Raw genomic sequence first — 17,065 nt, 5'->3', positions numbered from 1 at the left:
ATCACCCCCGCAACTCTCGTGTCCTGTCCGTCCTGTGTGGACTCATGTGTCACACGGCAGCTGCCAGAACAACGGCCGGGCGGTCACGCAGAGTTCCCACCGGGCACAGAGAGTTTCCGTCGCGTGCGGGTGGCGTTGCCAGGCAGGAAATCGGAGGCGTCAGACGGCCTTCGGCGCCCAGCCCGGCAGCGCCTCCGTCTGCTCCACCCACTCGACGGGTGGCGCCCCGGCCTTCCCGCCGGCGAGCACGCCGCCCACGATGGCGCAGGTGGTGTCCACGTCCCCGCCGACCTGTGCGGTGGTCCAGAACGCCCGCGCGTAGTCGCCGAGGCCGCGAGCGGCCGACCAGAGCGCGAAGGGGACCGTGTCGTGCGCTGTCGTACGACGCCCGCAGCCCAGTACCGCGGCGACGGTGCCGGCATCGGCGTAGTCGAGCATGTCGCGGGCGCGCCGCAGTCCCGCGCCGACCGCGCTCTTGGGGACGAGGGCGATGACGCCGTCGAGGAGCGCCTCGGGGCTGGGCGGCCCGCTGGGGGCGGCGGCCAGTGCGGCAGCCGCGGCGACGGCCATGGCGCCGACGACGCCCTCACGGTGCTGGTGCGTGGGGTAGGCCGAGATCTCGGCCTGGTGGGTCGCCTGCTCGGGGTCGTCCGCGTACCAGGCGCCCAGGGGTGCGATCCGCATCGCCGCGCCGTTGCCCCACGAGCCCTGTCCGTTGAAGAGCGCGGCGGACAGTTCACGCCAGTCGCCGCCTTCGCGGACCAGGCGCAGCAACCGGTTGACGGCGGGGCCGTAGCCGCGGTCGAAGTCGTGGTGCTCGGCGAAGGAGTGGGCCAGGGCGTCCTGGTCGACGCGATGGTGGGCGGCGAGAACCGCGACCACGGAGCAGGCCATCTCCGTGTCGTCCGTCCACTGCCAGGGCGCCGGAGGCAGCTCACGACGCTTGAGGAGCGGGTAGTTCACCGGCACGAAGAACTGAGAGCCCAGCGCGTCCCCCACGGCGAGTCCGCGCACGCTGGCCAGGGCGCGGCCCAGGCGCCCGTCGGGAGAGTCAGGAGAACCAGAAGGGTCGGAGTGGTTGGAAGGGTCGGAAGAATTGGTAGAGGAATCGACAGTCATCGGTCCGTCACCCTACCCACTGATCCCGTACGGCTCCGGATCCCGCCAGCTGTCGAACGGCCGGTCGAGCGCGTACCTGCCGTCGTCCCCCAGAACGAGCATCCGCATCTCGGCGTTCCCCGGATTGGACAGCGACTCGAACTCGGCGACCGTCCAGTGGAACCAGCGCATGCAGAAGAGTCGCATCGCCAGGCCGTGTGTCACGAGGAGCACGTTGGGCGGGTGGTCCGGGGCCTCGAAGCTGCGGTACAGGCTCTCCAGGAAGCCGCCGACCCGGTCGTAGACGTCGGCGCCGGACTCGCCCTGGGCGAAGCGGTAGAAGAAGTGCCCGTAGGCGTCCCGGTACGCCTTCTGGAGACGTACGTCGTCCCGGTCCTGCCAGTTCCCCCAGTCCTGTTCGCGCAGCCGGGGCTCCTCGCGTACGCGGACGAGGTCGGGGTCGAGGTGGAAGGCCCGGAAGGTCTCGTGGGTGCGGCGGTACGGGGAGACGTACACACTGATGCGCTCGCGGCCGAACACCTCCCGCAGCCGCTTGCCGGTCTCCTCAGCCTGACGCCATCCCTGGTCGGTCAGCGCCAGGGCATGGTCGGGTTCACGCTCGTAGACGGTGTCATCAACATTGCCCGTTGACTCGCCGTGCCGGACAAGGACGATGCGCCGTGGTCGTGCCATGCCAAAACCCTAGATCCAGTGGTGGCATATCGAGCACTCGTACGGGCTCCATACGGCGTAGGTCACACGAATTCTGCCCGATGGGCCACATAGGGGCGCACGATTCACACACCGGGACGTCGGTGACGGCGGTCCCGTCAGTCCGGAATTCAAACCGTCCAGCTCGGTTCCAGTTGCACGATGTCTCCCGTGAGGGACGCGACATCCGCCTCGATCTGGGCCCTCAGTGCGAGCCGTTCCACTCGCTCGGTACGGTATTTGCCGTGTTCGGCGGGCGAGTGCCACATCGAGAGCACCATGAACTCGTGTCCAGGTGCCTCGCCGAACATCCCGCGGAGCATGCCGGGGGAGCCGGCCATCGCAGGGTTCCACACCTTCTCCTGCATCAGCGTGAAGTGCTCGGCACGCTCCTCGTGGACCCGGCACAGGGCCACCCGCACCAGGTCGGCGTCGGTGAAGCGCGGTTCGAAGCCGGTCTTCACATCGAAGCGATGATCGAACAGCTTGACCTGTGCGTCCTTGAAGGTGCCCGCCTGAGCCGACGCCAGCCGGTCGTGGGATCGGGCCATGAAGGAGTCGTAGAAGGCACGGCTTTCCCAGAACGCGAAAATGTGTGCCACTCCTGGCCGCGCTCTGCTCCAGCCTCCCCCCTGTCCCCGAAATCCCGGCTCCCCCAGAAGCCCCGCCCACTTTCGCTGCCCGCGCTCGAAGCCGCGGCGGTCCATCACGGTGCAGCGAATCCACTTGACCAGCACCGCGCCATCGTAAGGCCACGGAGCGTGGCGCCGGTCACGCTCCGGCGGAGATCGTCCGCGCATACGCCCCCGCGCGCGTGGCACGATGGACAACGAACGCTGATCGCCCGGCAGTTGGGGCGCGCGATCGAGGCGCACGGGGAAGGGGAACTGTGGTGAACGGCCTCAACAAGGGGATCCGCAAGGCGGAAGTCGGGCTCCAGTGGGATCCGAGTCCCACCGGGCAACCGCCTGTCGATCTGGACATCGTTGCCACCACGTATGTGGCGAGCGATCTTTACGGCACTCCCGCGTACGCGGTGCACTTCGACAGCCGGTCCCCCGACGGCACCATCTATCTCAACCGGGACAGCAAGGACGGCAAGGGCTTCGGCTGGGACGAGGTCATGACGCTGGAGCTCGACCGGCTCGCCGACCGGTACGCGCGCGTGGTGGTCGGTGTCGTCATCCAGCAGCGGGTCGCCCACCGCACGTTCGTCAACGTCCTCAACCCGAAGCTGCGGATCCGCGAGGGGTACACCGTCCTCACCGAGGAGGACTTCGGTGACGTCCTCGGTGCGACCGCGGCGACGGTCGGGGAGTTCACCCGGGACGAGTCAGGAAGCTGGGACTTCCATCCCGGCATCCAGGGCTTCGACGACGACCCGGCGACCTTCACCAGGACGATGGGCAGGGCACAGCAGTCCTGAGCCCTGCCCCTGGGCAGCTCGTCAGCCGGCGGTCCAGCCCGGGATCGTCGGCAGCACCTCCTCGGCGATGCGGAACAGCGCCTCGTCGTCGGGCGGCACGTCGTCCTGGCGCCAGATGGATATCTCGAAGGAGTCGCCGCCGTCCTCGGCGCTCGTGGAGACCAGCAGGCTGCGGGCGATGCCTCCGGGGCCCGTACTCGCGTCGCCGCCGCCTAGGTTGAAGCTGATGGCGACCGTCCGGTCGGAGTAGAGGACGGCCGGATGCCCCAGGACCTTCTTCACCTGCGAGGTCGAGTCCACGTAGCGGGCCGCCCGGGCGACGGGAATGTCGTCGTAGGACGCCGACAGCCGCACGGAGTAGGTCCTCAGGTCGACGTCCGCCTCGGGGCTGGCGATCTTGGTGCCGCCGGCCAGCGTCATCCAGCCCGCGCTGCCCGAGGCGGACTCCGCGTGTTCGTCCGGAGTCCCCAGGAGCACCGGAAGGTCCGCGCGGTTCAGCGCAGTGCAGAGCGCTGTCGGCGAGACGTACTTCGCCGGCAGGGTGTTGTCCGTACTCGCTGAGCAGATCGCCGGCTTGGTGTCCTGTGTCGTCTTCGGCAGGACTCCCCCAAGTCCCCACATACCACCCACGACGCCGCCGACCACCACTACCGCCGCGACTGCCTGGGCCCCCGCCCGCATACCCTTTTCGGGCTCGACGAAATCGTCGGCCATGTCCCCCCACCCTCCCCTGTGCGCACGCTATGCGCGCTGAGGGAGATTAACTGCTGATCGTTCTGCTGGGAAACCGGATTCCTGACGCTTGTCATCCTTCGGCGCCAGGCTCTCGGTCCGGGAACGCGCGCAGCCTCAACTCTGACGCCCGGTGGTCGGCGAGCCACCGCATCCGACGGTCGTCCGCCGCGAATCCGGCGCGTGCGATCCGGGTCCACGCCTCGCGGTCGAGCACGTCCAGATACGTCGCCCGGAGTGCTTCCCGCTGCGCAGCGGTACACCCCGAGGCCTCGGGAGGCTTGGTGGTCAGGTGCTGGACGAGCGACGCGATGGTGAAGTAGCGCTCGACGGTCGGACCGAGCGAACCGGCATGGCGGGCATGAGCTTCCAGAACGGCTGCCGAATGAGGGTAGCGAGCGAGGGTGAGTCCCATCCCCCCGCAGCCGCTCATGAGATGGAGCAGCCGACCGATGTGATCGAGCATCTCGGTGTCAGTGCCGAGGTCGGCGATCTCTTCATGGAGTCTGGTGACTGTGGCGACTCTGCCGGCGAAGTACCCGTTGAGAACGTCGCCGTCGCAGGCTCGGCGGAGCAGCCAGGGCCGGGCGGTCGGGTCATCGAGTCTGCAGAGGGCTTCGACGACGTAGACGCGTCCCCAGCCGGTGACTCGCTCGGCGAGCCAGAGAAGGGCCTCGACGCCTCCTGGCCGGGTCTCGAAGGCGTGTGCCGCCAGCGGCCCGAAGTGGTTGGAGAGCAGCCCGATCGTCTGAATCAGCGGGATGTCGTCGGCTGTTCCCACGGCCGCGAGCAGGGCGAGCCCAACGGTGACCGAGCATTGATCGGTCCCGTGGCGGACCAGCCAACGGCCCGTTCGACGAACGCGTTCCCTGTCCGCCCGTTCGGCCGCAGCGGCGATGTGCTCGGTCTGGTGAATCGGGATGTGGACGTGGTGGAAGGCGTAGGCCAATTCATCGGGCCGGGCGGAGGAGCGGGCGAAATGCGCGTTCAGGATGAGTGCTGCGTCCTTGCCGACAGAGTGCCGGTCCTCAGGGCTCTCGGGGCCTCGTCGGCGACGGTGCGTCCCGTCGTCCGGATAGGGTTCCCCGTCGCGTGGTAGCGGCTTCTCCGGGGCCAGTTGATGCAGCCGGAGCGCGTGCTCGTACAGGGTCGTCGGTGATCCGGGCGGTGCTGTCCCGGTCGTCTCGCTCATCGGGAGACGGCGGACTCGATTCTCTTGATCATGGCCAGGAGCATGTCACGGCGGCCGAGGCCACAACAAGCCCTCGACGCGCCAAGTCGAGGCGTCAGGCACCGCAGGACAGGCGCCGCCCATGCCGAAGGCGGCGGAGTCGCAAACCCGACTCCGCCGCCCGCAACAGCTAATTCACTTCAGGCAGTTGCCTTGATCAGCTGCAACCGCTGGTCGAACCGCACCCCTCGCAGATGTAGCAGGAACCGGCCCGCTGCATCTTCGTACCGCAGGAGAAGCAGAGCGGGGCGTCCGCCTGGATGCCCAGCTGCATCTCCACCAGTTCGGCGCTGGTGTGCGCCTGCTGCGGGGCGGGCTTAACCGCCTCGACCACGGCCTTCGGCGGGGCCACGGCCTTCAACTCCTGGGCGAGCGGCGCCGACTGGGCCAGGCCCTCTACGTCGACCTCGTCCTCCGTCGGCTCGTACGAACCGGTCTCCAGGTGACGCTGGCGCTCCTCGGCGGAGTGGATGCCGAGTGCGGAGCGCGTCTCGAAGGGGAGGAAGTCGAGCGCCAGGCGGCGGAAGATATAGTCGACGATCGACTGCGCCATCCGCACGTCCGGGTCGTCCGTCATGCCGGCCGGCTCGAAGCGCATGTTGGTGAACTTGGAGACGTACGTCTCCAGGGGGACGCCGTACTGCAGGCCTACGGAGACGGCGATCGAGAAGGCGTCCATCATGCCGGCGAGGGTCGAGCCCTGCTTGGACATCTTCAGGAAGACCTCACCGAGACCGTCGTCCGGGTAGGAGTTGGCGGTCATGTAGCCCTCGGCGCCGCCGACCGTGAAGGAGGTCGTGATGCCCGGGCGGCCCTTGGGAAGGCGCTTGCGGACGGGGCGGTACTCGACGACCTTCTCGACCGCGGTCCGGATGGTGTCCTCGGCCTTGGCGGTGACCTCGGCCTTCTCCTTCTCCTTGGTCTTGGCGGAGAGGGGCTGGCCGACCTTGCAGTTGTCGCGGTAGATCGCGAGCGCCTTGACGCCCATCTTCCACGCCTCGAAGTAGACCTCCTCGACGTCCTCGACAGTCGCCGTCTCCGGCAGGTTGACCGTCTTGGAGAGCGCGCCGGAGATCCAGGGCTGGATGGCGGCCATCATGCGGACGTGGCCCATCGCGGAGATGGAACGCTCGCCCATGGCGCAGTCGAACACCTCGTAGTGCTCGGTCTTGAGGCCCGGGGCGTCGATCACATTGCCGTTCTCGGCGATGTGGGCGACGACCGCCTCGATCTGCTCCTCCTGGTAGCCCAGGCGGCGCAGGGCCTGCGGCACGGTGCCGTTGACGATCTGCATCGAGCCGCCGCCGACCAGCTTCTTGAACTTGACCAGGGCGAGGTCGGGCTCAAGTCCGGTGGTGTCGCAGGACATCGCGAGACCGATGGTGCCGGTCGGGGCAATGACGGACGCCTGCGCGTTACGGAAACCGTTCTTCTCGCCGAGGCGCAGGGTGTCCTGCCAGGCCTCCGTGGCGGCGGCCCAGATGGGCGTGTCCAGGTCGTCCGTACGCGGGGCCACGGCGTTGGCGTCGGCGTGCTGCTTCATGACGCGCAGGTGCGGCTGCTCGTTGCGGGCGTAGCCGTCGTAGGGGCCGACGACCGCGGCGAGTTCGGCGGACCGCTTGTACGACGTGCCTGTCATCAGGGAGGTGATGGCACCGGCGAGGGCACGGCCGCCGTCGGAGTCGTACGCGTGGCCGGTCGCCATCAGCAGGGCGCCGAGGTTGGCGTAGCCGATGCCGAGCTGGCGGAACGCGCGCGTGTTCTCGCCGATCTTCTGCGTCGGGAAGTCCGCGAAGCAGATGGAGATGTCCATCGCGGTGATGACGAGCTCGACGACCTTGGCGAAGCGCTCGACCTCGAAGGACTGGTGGCCCTTGCCGTCGTCCTTGAGGAACTTCATCAGGTTCAGCGAGGCGAGGTTGCAGGACGTGTTGTCCAGGTGCATGTACTCGCTGCACGGGTTCGAGCCGTTAATACGGCCGGACTCCGGGCACGTGTGCCACTGGTTGATGGTGTCGTCGTACTGGATGCCCGGGTCGGCGCAGGCCCAGGCGGCCTCGGCCATCTTGCGGAAGAGCTGCTTGGCGTCGACCTCCTCGATGACCTCGCCGGTCATGCGGGACGTCAGGCCGAACTTGTCGCCGTTCTCCACAGCCTTCATGAACGTGTCGTTCACACGGACCGAGTTGTTGGCGTTCTGGTACTGCACCGACGTGATGTCGTCGCCGCCCAGGTCCATGTCGAAGCCCGCGTCGCGCAGGGCGCGGATCTTCTCTTCTTCCTTGACCTTGGTCTGGATGAAGTCCTCGATGTCGGGGTGGTCGACGTCCAGGATGACCATCTTGGCCGCGCGGCGGGTGGCGCCGCCGGACTTGATGGTGCCCGCGGAGGCGTCGGCGCCGCGCATGAAGGAGACCGGTCCCGAGGCGTTGCCGCCGGAGGAGAGCAGTTCCTTGGAGGAGCGGATGCGGGACAGGTTCAGGCCGGCGCCGGAACCGCCCTTGAAGATCATGCCCTCTTCCTTGTACCAGTCGAGGATCGACTCCATGGAGTCGTCGACGGCCAGGATGAAGCAGGCCGAGACCTGCTGGGGCTGCGGAGTCCCGACGTTGAACCACACGGGGCTGTTGAAGCTGAAGACCTGGTGCAGGAGGGCGTACGCCAGCTCGTGCTCGAAGATCTCGGCGTCGGCGGGCGAGGCGAAGTACTTGTAGTCCTCGCCGGCCTTCCGATACGTCTTCACGATGCGGTCGATGAGCTGCTTGAGGCTCACCTCGCGCTGCGGGGTGCCCACGGCACCGCGGAAGTACTTGCTGGTGACGATGTTGACCGCGTTCACCGCCCATTCGGCGGGGAACTCGACGCCACGCTGCTCGAAATTGACCGAGCCGTCGCGCCAGTTGGTCATGACGACGTCACGACGCTCCCACTCCACCTCGTCGTACGGATGCACGCCGGGGGTGGTGTGAATACGCTCGATGCGCAGTCCCTTGGTGACCTTGGTGCCCTTCGCGCGGGAACCTCGTGCCGGACCGCTCGCCGTCTCTGTCATGCCGCCTCCCTGTACAGGCAAAAACGCCCTGAAATGCCACGATGTTCCCGTGGCAGAGTGTTTGTCTGGTGTCGTGGCAGCCCACACGCTCATGGCTCCACGACAAGTCCTGGTCCGCCGCCGTCCGGCCGGATCCGGGGTCTTGGCCCGGTTCCGGCCCGTCGGTCAGTCGGCGGAGTGGGCGGGCACCGGGACCTGAACAGTCCCTCCGGGCCCGCCGTCGTCTTCCTGGCTCCCCGATCCCGCGTCTTCGTCGACCGCGGCGGGGCCTGGCGTCGCTTCCCTCAGTTCCACGATCGCGGCCTCGAAATCGTCCAACGAGTTGAACGCCCGGTAGACGGAGGCGAATCGCAGATAGGCGACGAGGTCGAGTTCCTGCAACGGACCGAGTATGGCCAGCCCGACGTCATGGGTGGTCAGTTCGGCGCTTCCGGTGGCGCGCACGGCCTCTTCGACCCGCTGACCGAGCTGGGCGAGTGCGTCCTCGGTGACAGGCCGTCCCTGGCATGCCTTGCGCACACCATTGATGACCTTGGTACGGCTGAAGGGCTCGGTGACTCCGGACCGCTTGACCACCATGAGCGAGCACGTCTCCACGGTCGTGAAACGACGGGAGCAGTCAGGGCACTGGCGGCGTCGGCGGATCGATGTGCCGTCGTCCGTTGTACGGCTGTCGACGACACGGCTGTCGGGGTGCCTGCAGAAGGGGCAGTGCATGATCTCCAACCCTCCCTCACAGCAGACGCAATAGCCTCGTAAGACCCCTCGGGCCTCTCGAAGCAGCCCCAAGCATAGGCGATGGCCGAGACGATGAAGACCCGGGGGACCACAACTTCTGGGCTGCTGCCGCAATCCAACCACTAGATGTGGTGATTGGCCCACACAAACACGCCGCACGCGCGTGTCGCACCCGTATTGGCATGTGCCATACGGCCATACCGTCACCCCGAACACGCGGGCACACACCCGTACCGCCTGGGCACTTACGGGGATACCGTGAGCGCGGCACGGAGAAGACGTGGGGCTCCCGCACAGAACGGGACCGGCCCCCGGCTGCCGGGACACCGGGTGGCAGACTGGGGCGACAACCCGCAAGGTCACCACCCGGGCGGCGAAGAGCCTGACAACGGGCCCCTTTGTCCGCCAGGTGCCACGTCGGCCATACACCCAGACGCATGATCGCGGCAGGCTATCCGCGTTTTTTCACTCGAACGTGTGTTTGGCGCAACCTTTCGAAAGCAACTACCGTTGTCCAGCAGGGAGAACATCGAGAGGGGCCGACGTGACCACCACCGCAGACAGTGCCACCATCACTGCCCAGGATCGCTCCCAGGGCCGACTCGAGCCGGTGCATGCAATGAACGAAGCCGCGAATCCCGAGGGACACAAGCGCTCCCTGCCGGGCCGACCTCCCGGCATCCGGGCGGACAGCTCGGGACTCACGGACCGGCAGCGCCGGGTGATCGAGGTCATCAGGGACTCGGTGCAGCGACGGGGCTACCCGCCGTCGATGCGCGAGATCGGCCAGGCCGTGGGCCTGTCCAGCACATCCTCGGTCGCACACCAACTGATGGCACTGGAGCGCAAGGGCTTCCTGCGCCGCGACCCGCACCGCCCGCGCGCATACGAGGTCCGCGGCAGCGACCAGTCCTCGTCGGTGCAGCCCACGGACACCGCGGGCAAGCCCGCCGCGTCGTACGTCCCCTTGGTGGGCCGGATCGCCGCCGGTGGCCCGATCCTCGCCGAGGAGTCGGTCGAGGACGTGTTCCCCCTCCCCCGCCAACTGGTCGGTGACGGTGAGCTGTTCGTCCTCAAGGTCGTCGGTGACTCGATGATCGAGGCCGCGATCTGTGACGGCGACTGGGTCACCGTGCGCCGCCAGCCGGTCGCGGAGAACGGCGACATCGTGGCCGCCATGCTGGAGGGCGAAGCCACCGTCAAGCGCTTCAAGCGCGAGGACGGCCATGTCTGGCTCCTCCCGCACAACTCCGCGTACGAGCCGATCCCCGGCGACGACGCGACGATCCTCGGCAAGGTGGTGGCGGTGCTGCGGCGCGTGTGACGGCCGCGGCGGGCGGGCCTCATCGGCCCGGCCCCCTGACCGGACCCCGGGACCCCTGCGCCGGTTCCGGGGTCCTGTGCTGTCCCGGATCCGGCGGGGTCCGCTGTCGATCAGCGGTTGCCCTGAGACGCCAGGGCAACCGTCGGTCACTCCGTCTCGGCTTCCGCCTCCGCCTTCTTCGCCTTCGCGTCGATCGCGGCCAGCGACCTCCGGGCCTGGTTACGGTCCGTGGTGTACCAGAAGTCGGGCAGTGACGCCTTGAGATAGCTGCCGTAGCGGGCGGTGGCCAGCCGCTGATCCAGGACGGCGACCACTCCCCGGTCGCCCGACGCCCGGACGAGACGGCCGGCGCCCTGGGCCATGAGCAGCGCCGCGTGCGTCGCGGCCACCGCCATGAAGCCGTTGCCCCCCGCGTCCTCGACCGCCTTCTGGCGGGCGCTCATCAAGGGGTCGTCCGGACGCGGGAACGGGATCTTGTCCATGACGACCAACTGGCAACTGGCTCCGGGGACATCGACGCCCTGCCAGAGCGACAGCGTGCCGAAGAGACAGGTCTTCGGGTCGGCCGCGAAGTTCTTGATCAGCTCGCCGAGCGTCTCCTCGCCCTGGAGCAGGATGGGGTACTCGGGGATGCGGGAGCGCAGCTCCTCGGCGGCGAGTTGGGCACCCCGCATCGAGGAGAAGAGGCCCAGGGTGCGACCGCCCGCCGCCTGGATCAACTCGGTCAACTCGTCCAGCATGTCGGCGCGATCGCCGTCCCGCGCGGGGCGCGAGAGGTGCTTGGCGACGTACAGGATGCCCTGCTTCGGGTAGTCGAAGGGCGAGCCCACGTCGACGCCCTTCCACTGCGGGAGGTCGTCGCCCACCGTGCCCTCGGGGGCGAGGCCCAGGGAGGCCCCCACGCCGTTGAAGTCGCCGCCGAGCTTCAGCGTCGCGGACGTCAGGGTGACCGAGCGGTCCGCGAAGAGCTTCTCCCGAAGCAGGCCGGACACGGACATGGGGGCGACGCGCAGGGAGGCGCCGAAGCGGTCGTGGCGTTCGTACCAGACGACGTCCCACTCGGAGCCGTTGCTGATCCGCTCCGCCACGTCGTGCACGGCCTCCACTGAGGCCAGTGCCTGCTTGCGGACCGCGTCCTCGTCCTGCACGGACTTGTCGCGGGTGGCGCCGATCCCGGAGATCACCGTACGGCAGGCGTCCCGCAGCGCCATGAGCGCGTAACCGAGGTCCTCCGGGATCTCCTCCAGGCGGCCCGGCAGGGCGAGCTCCATGAGCCGCTCGAAACCCTCGGCGGCGGTCTGGAGCTGGTCGGCGGCCTTCTCGTTGACCAGCTTCGCGGCCCGGCGCACCGCGCGGTTGACCTGGCCCGGGGTGAGCTCGCCGGTGGCCACTCCGGTGACTCGCGAGACCAGTTCATGGGCCTCGTCGACGATCAGCACCTCGTGCTGCGGAAGGACGGGGGCGCCTTCGATCGCGTCGATCGCGAGGAGCGCGTGGTTGGTGACGACGACGTCGGCGAGCTTGGCGCGCTCGCGGGCCGCCTCGGCGAAACACTCCGCTCCGTAGGCGCACTTCTGGGCGCCCAGGCACTCGCGGGAGGACACGGAGACCTGCGCCCACGCGCGGTCGGAGACTCCGGGCGTGAGGTCGTCTCGGTCGCCGTTCTCGGTCTCGTCCGTCCAGTCGCGCAGCCGCAGCAGGTCCTGGCCCAGCTTGCTGGTCGGCGCCGCCGCCTCGAACTGGTCGAAGAGACCCTCCTCCTCGTCCTGCGGCACGCCCTCGTGGAGACGGTGCAGGCACAGGTAGTTCGACCTGCCCTTGAGCATTGCGAACTGGGGGCGGCGGCGCAGCAGGGGATGCAGTGCGTCGACCGTGCGCGGCAGGTCCCGCTCGGCCAGCTGGCGCTGGAGCGCGAGGGTGGCCGTCGCGACGACCACACGCTCCCCGTGCGCGAGCGCGGGCACCAGGTAGCCGAGCGACTTTCCGGTACCGGTGCCGGCCTGGACCAGCAGATGGGAGCCGTCGTCGATCGCCTCCGCGACGGCTTCGGCCATGGTCACCTGGCCGGGGCGCTCCGAACCGCCGACGGCAGTGACGGCAGCATGCAGGAGTTCGGGGAGTGAGGGCTTCGTCATAGCGCGACCAACCCTACGGGGCGGGACTGACAACCGGGCGATCACGGCCGAGGGAGGGAGTGGATCAAGACGTCGGGGCTTTCGGATGGGGGCGGGTTTCGTTCGGGTGGCGATCGGATGGAGACCAGGTCGGATCGGACGGGGATTGGTCGGGTCGAGGTGGAACCGGATCGGTCCGAGCGGTGTACCAAAAGTGATGGCGCCGCCGGCTGGCGCTACAGCAGTTTGCGCACGGAACGGTCCCGGACCATGAGGGCGGCCCGCTTGGCGGGCAGGTCGACCTCGGCGGAGAACCGGAAACCGGCGCTCAGGAAAGCGGCTACGGAGGGGGTGTTGCGAAGGTCCGGTTCGGCGACGACGCGGACGCAGGCGGGGCGCTTGTCGAGCACGAGGTCGGCGACGGCCCGGATGAGGGTGCTGCCCACCCCTCGTCCTCGGTCGACGGCGTCACCGATGAGCAGGTGGATGCCGGTGTCGTGCGGTCGGGCAGGGTAGTAGCGGGCCAGGGGGTCGAGGTCCGCCCGGTAGATCTCCCAGTAACTCATCGGGGTGCCGTCCAGCACGCCGAGACAGGGGACGCTGCGTCCGTCGCCGCCGAGTTGGGTGCGCAGGTGGTCCTCGGTCACCGTCCGGGGACCGGCCAGTTCCCAGAATTCCGCGACCGCGGGGTCGTTCATCCACCGGCTGATGAGGGAGAGGTCGCGCTCGCACCGGACAGGGGCGAGATGGAAGGCGCCTGCGGGGGTACGGATCCGCCCCCAGTCGCCGACACGGTCGAGGAGATCGTCACGGTCGTTCGCATCCGCCTCGGCGCAGAGCGCGAGGAACTCCGCGGGCAGGCGGAGGTCGAGGGTGTCCTCGCCGTCCGTGCCGGAACTCTGGCCGATACCGGTGCCCGGGGTGGAAACGGGGACTGTCGCGGTGCCGGCGCTCGCCTCGGTGGGACGCACGGTGACGCTCCTCTCAGGAGACGGGGTGGGTCATGTTCCTCAGGGATGAAGGGAGTTGATGGCGATCAGGGGCGAAGGGAGTTGGGGGCTGTCAGGAGCGAAGGGGGTTGGCGATGGTGACGTAGACGGATTGGGTGTCGACCGGGCCGATGAGCTCGTCGAGGCCGTGCAGGCGGGTCAGGAGGTTGGCCTTGCAGCGCAGGACGGGTGAGTCGAGCAGGCGGGCCGGCAGGGAGGTGCGCAGCCGGGCGGGACCGGAGGCGACGTCGCGGAGGAAGCGGCGGAAGGCGGACAGCAACAGCCGTTCGTCGGCGAGCCCTTGCGAGCCGAACGCTCCGATGAGACCGAGCACGTTGTTGATCGCGAGGTAGTACGCGAAGCGTTCGTCGGTGACCTCGTCGGAGACGAAGGTGTCGCTGTGTTCGCCGATGCCGGGCAGGCGGGCGCCGAGCTCCACGCGCCTGGACGCCCGGAAGTAGTAGCCCTGGTTGTCGCGGTAGCGGCCACCTGCGGGCCAGCCCACACCGTCCAGCAGGAGCAGCGTGTTCTGCTGGTGCGCCTCCAGGGCGATACCTGCCTCGCCGTCCAGCCACAGCACGGGACGGACGACCTGCTCCAGGTACCGCAGGAACCACTCCGCGGCGACTGCTTCACGGGACCGGCCGGTCCGCTCGGCGAGGCCGGTGACGACCTCGGCCAGCCGGGACCGCAGCACAGGCGCACCGGGCGCGAAGTGGCCGGTCTGCGAAGTCGCCTGCGGTCCGCCGACGGTGGCGCTCCGCCAGCTGTACGGCCTGGGTGAGACAAGCCCGGCGACGCAGGAGACGTCGTCGGACGGGCTGAACGGGTTGTGCCGGATCACCACGTCGATTCCGGCCAGGGGCGCACGGGTACCTCCTGTGCCCCCTGCGTCACGGTCGGCACCGCGCCCGTCCGCCTGCGCGTCGACGGCCAGCCAGGCCGGGTCACGGACGATGTCGAAGCCCGGGTGGACGGCCTGCCACTGCTGGGACAGGCCGCTGCGCAGCAGGCGGTGCACTTCTACGCCGCGATGGAGTTCTTTGCGGAGGTTCTCACGACGGGAGTTGGTGATGCGGAGACCCAGGGACAGCTTGAGCATGGCGGGGGCGCCGGTTTGGTGGACGGTTCGTACGGAGGACGTGGGGTGCCACCGGGTGCCGTAGGGGCCGAGGTCCTGGATCAATCCGGCGTCGATCAGGGCTGCGATGTCGGCACGGTGTCGGATCTCGCGCCACTGCCAGGGGTGCAGGGGGAGCGCGGTGTGCCCGTCGGGCAACGGCAGCCCGGTTCCGGCGAGTCGGGCCGTGAGGTGGGCGGCGGAGACAGGTCGGCCACGTTCGGTCCAGGCCGAGTCGGTGGCGAGTACGGAGGGGGCGACGGCCAGCCAGCGCAGTGCGAAGGAGCCGCGCAACTCCGGTGAGTACAGCCGGACTTCGGCCTCGGAGAGACCCTCGCGACTCTTGGCCGTCGGGTGGAGCGGGTGTCCGAGGAGGAGCGCCTGTTCGGCGGAGAGGAAGAGATCCGGGCCGTCCGCCGGGTGTGCGCGGCGGTCGGTGATGAAGGTGACGGTACGTCGGAGGGAGTCGGCGACGCGGGCCACCAGATCGGTGCCGGTGTCGGATGCCGTCGCAGGTACCACCGCCGCTTCCTGTGCGGAATCGCCGTCGCGCGCGGCCGTCTCCCTGGCGAGCAACGCCGCGACCGTCACCGCGTCGGCCGGTGGTGCGCCGTGGGGAGCGTCGGACAGATATGGAACGCCGAAGCGGTGCCAGCCGGTTGGGGACCAGTACTGGACCTGTGCGTGCAGGGCCGTGCCGCTGGCGGGGAGGGGGATACGGAGGGTGCCGTCATCGGGGGCTGGGAGGTTCGTTTCGCGTACCCAGCAGCGCAGCAGGTTCTCAACAGCCGCGGCCTGGGCGGCGGTTCGGGGGTCCGGATGCTCCAGGAGGTCGGCGCCCGCGCCCCGGGGACGGCTGACTTCCGGGCTGCGCGGCTGCTGCCGGGGAACGGACTCGGCCGACGCCGTGGCCAAGGTGTGCTCGTGTGAGTGGCTGCCAGGGGTGGGTGTGGGGTTCAAGACTGTTCCTCGGGATGTGAGATCTCGCGTCGCCCCGGGCACAGCGGACCACGCATCGACAGCAGCCCCCTCCGCCCCTGTCGAAGCCAACTCCCGTACCGCCCAACGGGTTACGGGTTGCTTCAAGATCCTTGCCGTAGCGAAACCGTTGCCGTTCCGTGGGAAGTCCCCCACAGCGAGCGCATAGTGTGTGATGCCGTTCCCGTAGGTCGTGAGTTCGGCGTGAACTCACCATGAGTTCCGGCTGAGATCACAGCCGTGCCGCACCATCCGTTCACTCCAGGGGGAGTCAAGACCATGCGATCGATACGGCCGTCCTTCACCGCCCGGCGTGGGAGGGGTGCGCGTCGCGGAACCACCCCCGTGCTGGCCGCCGTCGCTCTCGCCTCGGCGCTCGCGCTCACCGCGACGGCCTGCGGTTCCGGTGACACCAAGGCGGACGGCCGGTCCACCGCGTCGGCGACCAGCGGTGACACCGGCGACGGCAAGATCAAGATCCCGGACGACATCAAGAACAAGCTCAAAGAGCACGGGATCGACATCGACAAGTGGAAGCACGGCGCCTGGAAGAACTGGGACAAGGACGACTGGCTGCGCGAGGCCAACGACTACATCAACCCGATCATCGACGGGCTGTGGAGTTCAGGCCGGATGCGGGACGCCAACGACCCGGACAAGGGTGTCGACACCAACGACATCTCCGGTGACCAGGGCGTGACCGACCCGACGCCCGCGGTGGTGGACGCGAAGGCCGTGTCGCCTACGTACCACGCCAACGCGGCGACGGCGGGCAAGGTGTTCTTCGACGCCCCCGAGGGCACGATGGTCTGCTCGGCAACGGTCGTGGAGGACCCGGCGCACCCGGGCAAGTCCAACCTGGTGTGGACGGCGGGCCATTGTGTGCACGCGGGCAAGAAGGGCGGCTGGTACCGCAACCTCGCGTTCGTGCCGTCGTACAACAACTCGGGTATGAAGACAGCCCAGTTGGAGACGGCCACCCGGGCCCAGGTCGCGCCGTACGGTGTCTGGTGGGCCGACTGGGCGCAGACCTCGCAGCAGTGGATCGACCAGGGCGGCGAGACGGGCGGGCAGGGTTCGTCGTACGACTACGCCGTGATCCATGTGACGCCCGAGAAGGGCAGCGGGGGCAAGTCCCTTGAGGAGACGGTCGGTTCGGCGCTGCCGGTGAACTTCAACGCGCCGGCCGTGCCGAAGGTATCGAGCATCACGGCGACCGGCTACCCCGCGGCGAAGCCGTACGACGGTTCGACGCTGTACCAGTGCGCGGACAAGCCGGGGCGGCTGTCGATCAACGCCTCGGACCCGACGATGTACCGCATCGGCTGCAGCATGACCGGTGGTTCGTCCGGCGGCGGCTGGGTGGAGACGGGCTCCGACGGCAAGCCCGCGCTGGTGTCCAACACCTCGATCGGCCCGGTGACTTCGGGCTGGCTGGCGGGCCCGCGGCTGGGCGACGTGGCCAAGGGCGTGTACGACTCGGTCAGCAAGAAGTTCGCAGGACAGTAGACACGGCCGAGGCTCGCCCCGGGTGATCCGGGGCGAGCCTCAG

The 17,065-nt window shown here is 68.8% G+C and carries 13 protein-coding genes; 3 read left to right on the top strand and 10 right to left on the bottom strand.

All coding sequences use genetic code 11. From position 1 onward, the window contains the following. Positions 1-159: 159 nt before the first annotated feature. From OC490_RS37125 to OC490_RS37115, 3 genes are all read right to left on the bottom strand, one after another. Positions 160-1,119, bottom strand: a complete 960-nt coding sequence (locus tag OC490_RS37125; protein ID WP_410099219.1) for an ADP-ribosylglycohydrolase family protein — start codon at positions 1,117-1,119, stop codon at positions 160-162. 12 nt (positions 1,120-1,131) lie between these two features. Next, positions 1,132-1,791: a histidine phosphatase family protein gene (locus OC490_RS37120; RefSeq protein ID WP_026179190.1), complete on the bottom strand. Its 660-nt coding sequence runs from the start codon at positions 1,789-1,791 to the stop codon at positions 1,132-1,134. 149 nt (positions 1,792-1,940) lie between these two features. Further along, positions 1,941-2,546 carry a YdbC family protein gene (locus tag OC490_RS37115; RefSeq protein WP_262062445.1) on the bottom strand — a complete coding sequence of 202 codons (606 nt, stop codon included), beginning with the start codon at positions 2,544-2,546 and terminating at the stop codon, positions 1,941-1,943. Between the two features lie 155 nt (positions 2,547-2,701). Between OC490_RS37115 and OC490_RS37110 the strand changes: the two genes are divergently transcribed. After that, complete coding sequence (locus tag OC490_RS37110; RefSeq protein WP_262062444.1) at positions 2,702-3,235, top strand: TerD family protein; 534 nt, start codon at positions 2,702-2,704, stop codon at positions 3,233-3,235. Positions 3,236-3,256: 21 nt separating this feature from the next. On the opposite strand, the gene OC490_RS37105 is transcribed toward OC490_RS37110, so the two are convergent. The 4 genes from OC490_RS37105 to nrdR all read right to left on the bottom strand — a co-directional run bounded on the left by OC490_RS37105 (position 3,257) and on the right by nrdR (position 8,967). After that, complete coding sequence (locus OC490_RS37105) at positions 3,257-3,949, bottom strand: DUF6215 domain-containing protein (protein WP_262062443.1); 693 nt, start codon at positions 3,947-3,949, stop codon at positions 3,257-3,259. Between the two features lie 91 nt (positions 3,950-4,040). Beyond that, positions 4,041-5,159 carry a hypothetical protein gene (locus OC490_RS37100; RefSeq protein ID WP_262062442.1) on the bottom strand — a complete coding sequence of 373 codons (1,119 nt, stop codon included), beginning with the start codon at positions 5,157-5,159 and terminating at the stop codon, positions 4,041-4,043. 196 nt (positions 5,160-5,355) lie between these two features. Further along, on the bottom strand, positions 5,356-8,250 hold the full coding sequence (locus OC490_RS37095; protein ID WP_262062441.1) for a vitamin B12-dependent ribonucleotide reductase: 2,895 nt from the start codon (positions 8,248-8,250) through the stop codon (positions 5,356-5,358). A gap of 165 nt (positions 8,251-8,415) precedes the next feature. Beyond that, entirely contained in the window at positions 8,416-8,967 is a 552-nt protein-coding gene (gene nrdR / locus OC490_RS37090; RefSeq protein WP_262062440.1) for a transcriptional regulator NrdR, read from the bottom strand. Positions 8,968-9,532: 565 nt separating this feature from the next. On the opposite strand from nrdR, the gene lexA reads away from it, so the two are divergent. Continuing rightward, positions 9,533-10,312 (top strand): transcriptional repressor LexA, encoded by a 780-nt coding sequence (lexA, locus tag OC490_RS37085; RefSeq protein WP_026151025.1) that lies wholly within the window; start codon positions 9,533-9,535, stop codon positions 10,310-10,312. Between the two features lie 146 nt (positions 10,313-10,458). On the opposite strand, the gene OC490_RS37080 is transcribed toward lexA, so the two are convergent. The 3 genes from OC490_RS37080 to OC490_RS37070 form a co-directional block, all read right to left on the bottom strand. Continuing rightward, entirely contained in the window at positions 10,459-12,447 is a 1,989-nt protein-coding gene (locus tag OC490_RS37080) for an ATP-dependent DNA helicase (RefSeq protein WP_262062439.1), read from the bottom strand. Between the two features lie 215 nt (positions 12,448-12,662). Then, positions 12,663-13,397: a GNAT family N-acetyltransferase gene (locus OC490_RS37075; protein WP_262062438.1), complete on the bottom strand. Its 735-nt coding sequence runs from the start codon at positions 13,395-13,397 to the stop codon at positions 12,663-12,665. Positions 13,398-13,488: 91 nt separating this feature from the next. Beyond that, a complete protein-coding gene (locus tag OC490_RS37070) occupies positions 13,489-15,495 on the bottom strand; it encodes an IucA/IucC family protein (RefSeq protein ID WP_262062437.1) in 2,007 nt (668 codons plus the stop codon). A gap of 297 nt (positions 15,496-15,792) precedes the next feature. Between OC490_RS37070 and OC490_RS37065 the strand changes: the two genes are divergently transcribed. Beyond that, on the top strand, positions 15,793-17,022 hold the full coding sequence (locus OC490_RS37065) for a trypsin-like serine peptidase (protein WP_262062436.1): 1,230 nt from the start codon (positions 15,793-15,795) through the stop codon (positions 17,020-17,022). Positions 17,023-17,065 lie beyond the last annotated feature (43 nt).

It is taken from the genome of Streptomyces sp. STR69 (assembly GCF_024519455.1).
In the GTDB taxonomy this organism is placed as follows: domain Bacteria; phylum Actinomycetota; class Actinomycetes; order Streptomycetales; family Streptomycetaceae; genus Streptomyces.
Note: the sequence above shows the minus strand (reverse complement) of the source record. Positions and strands in the feature narration are given on the sequence as shown.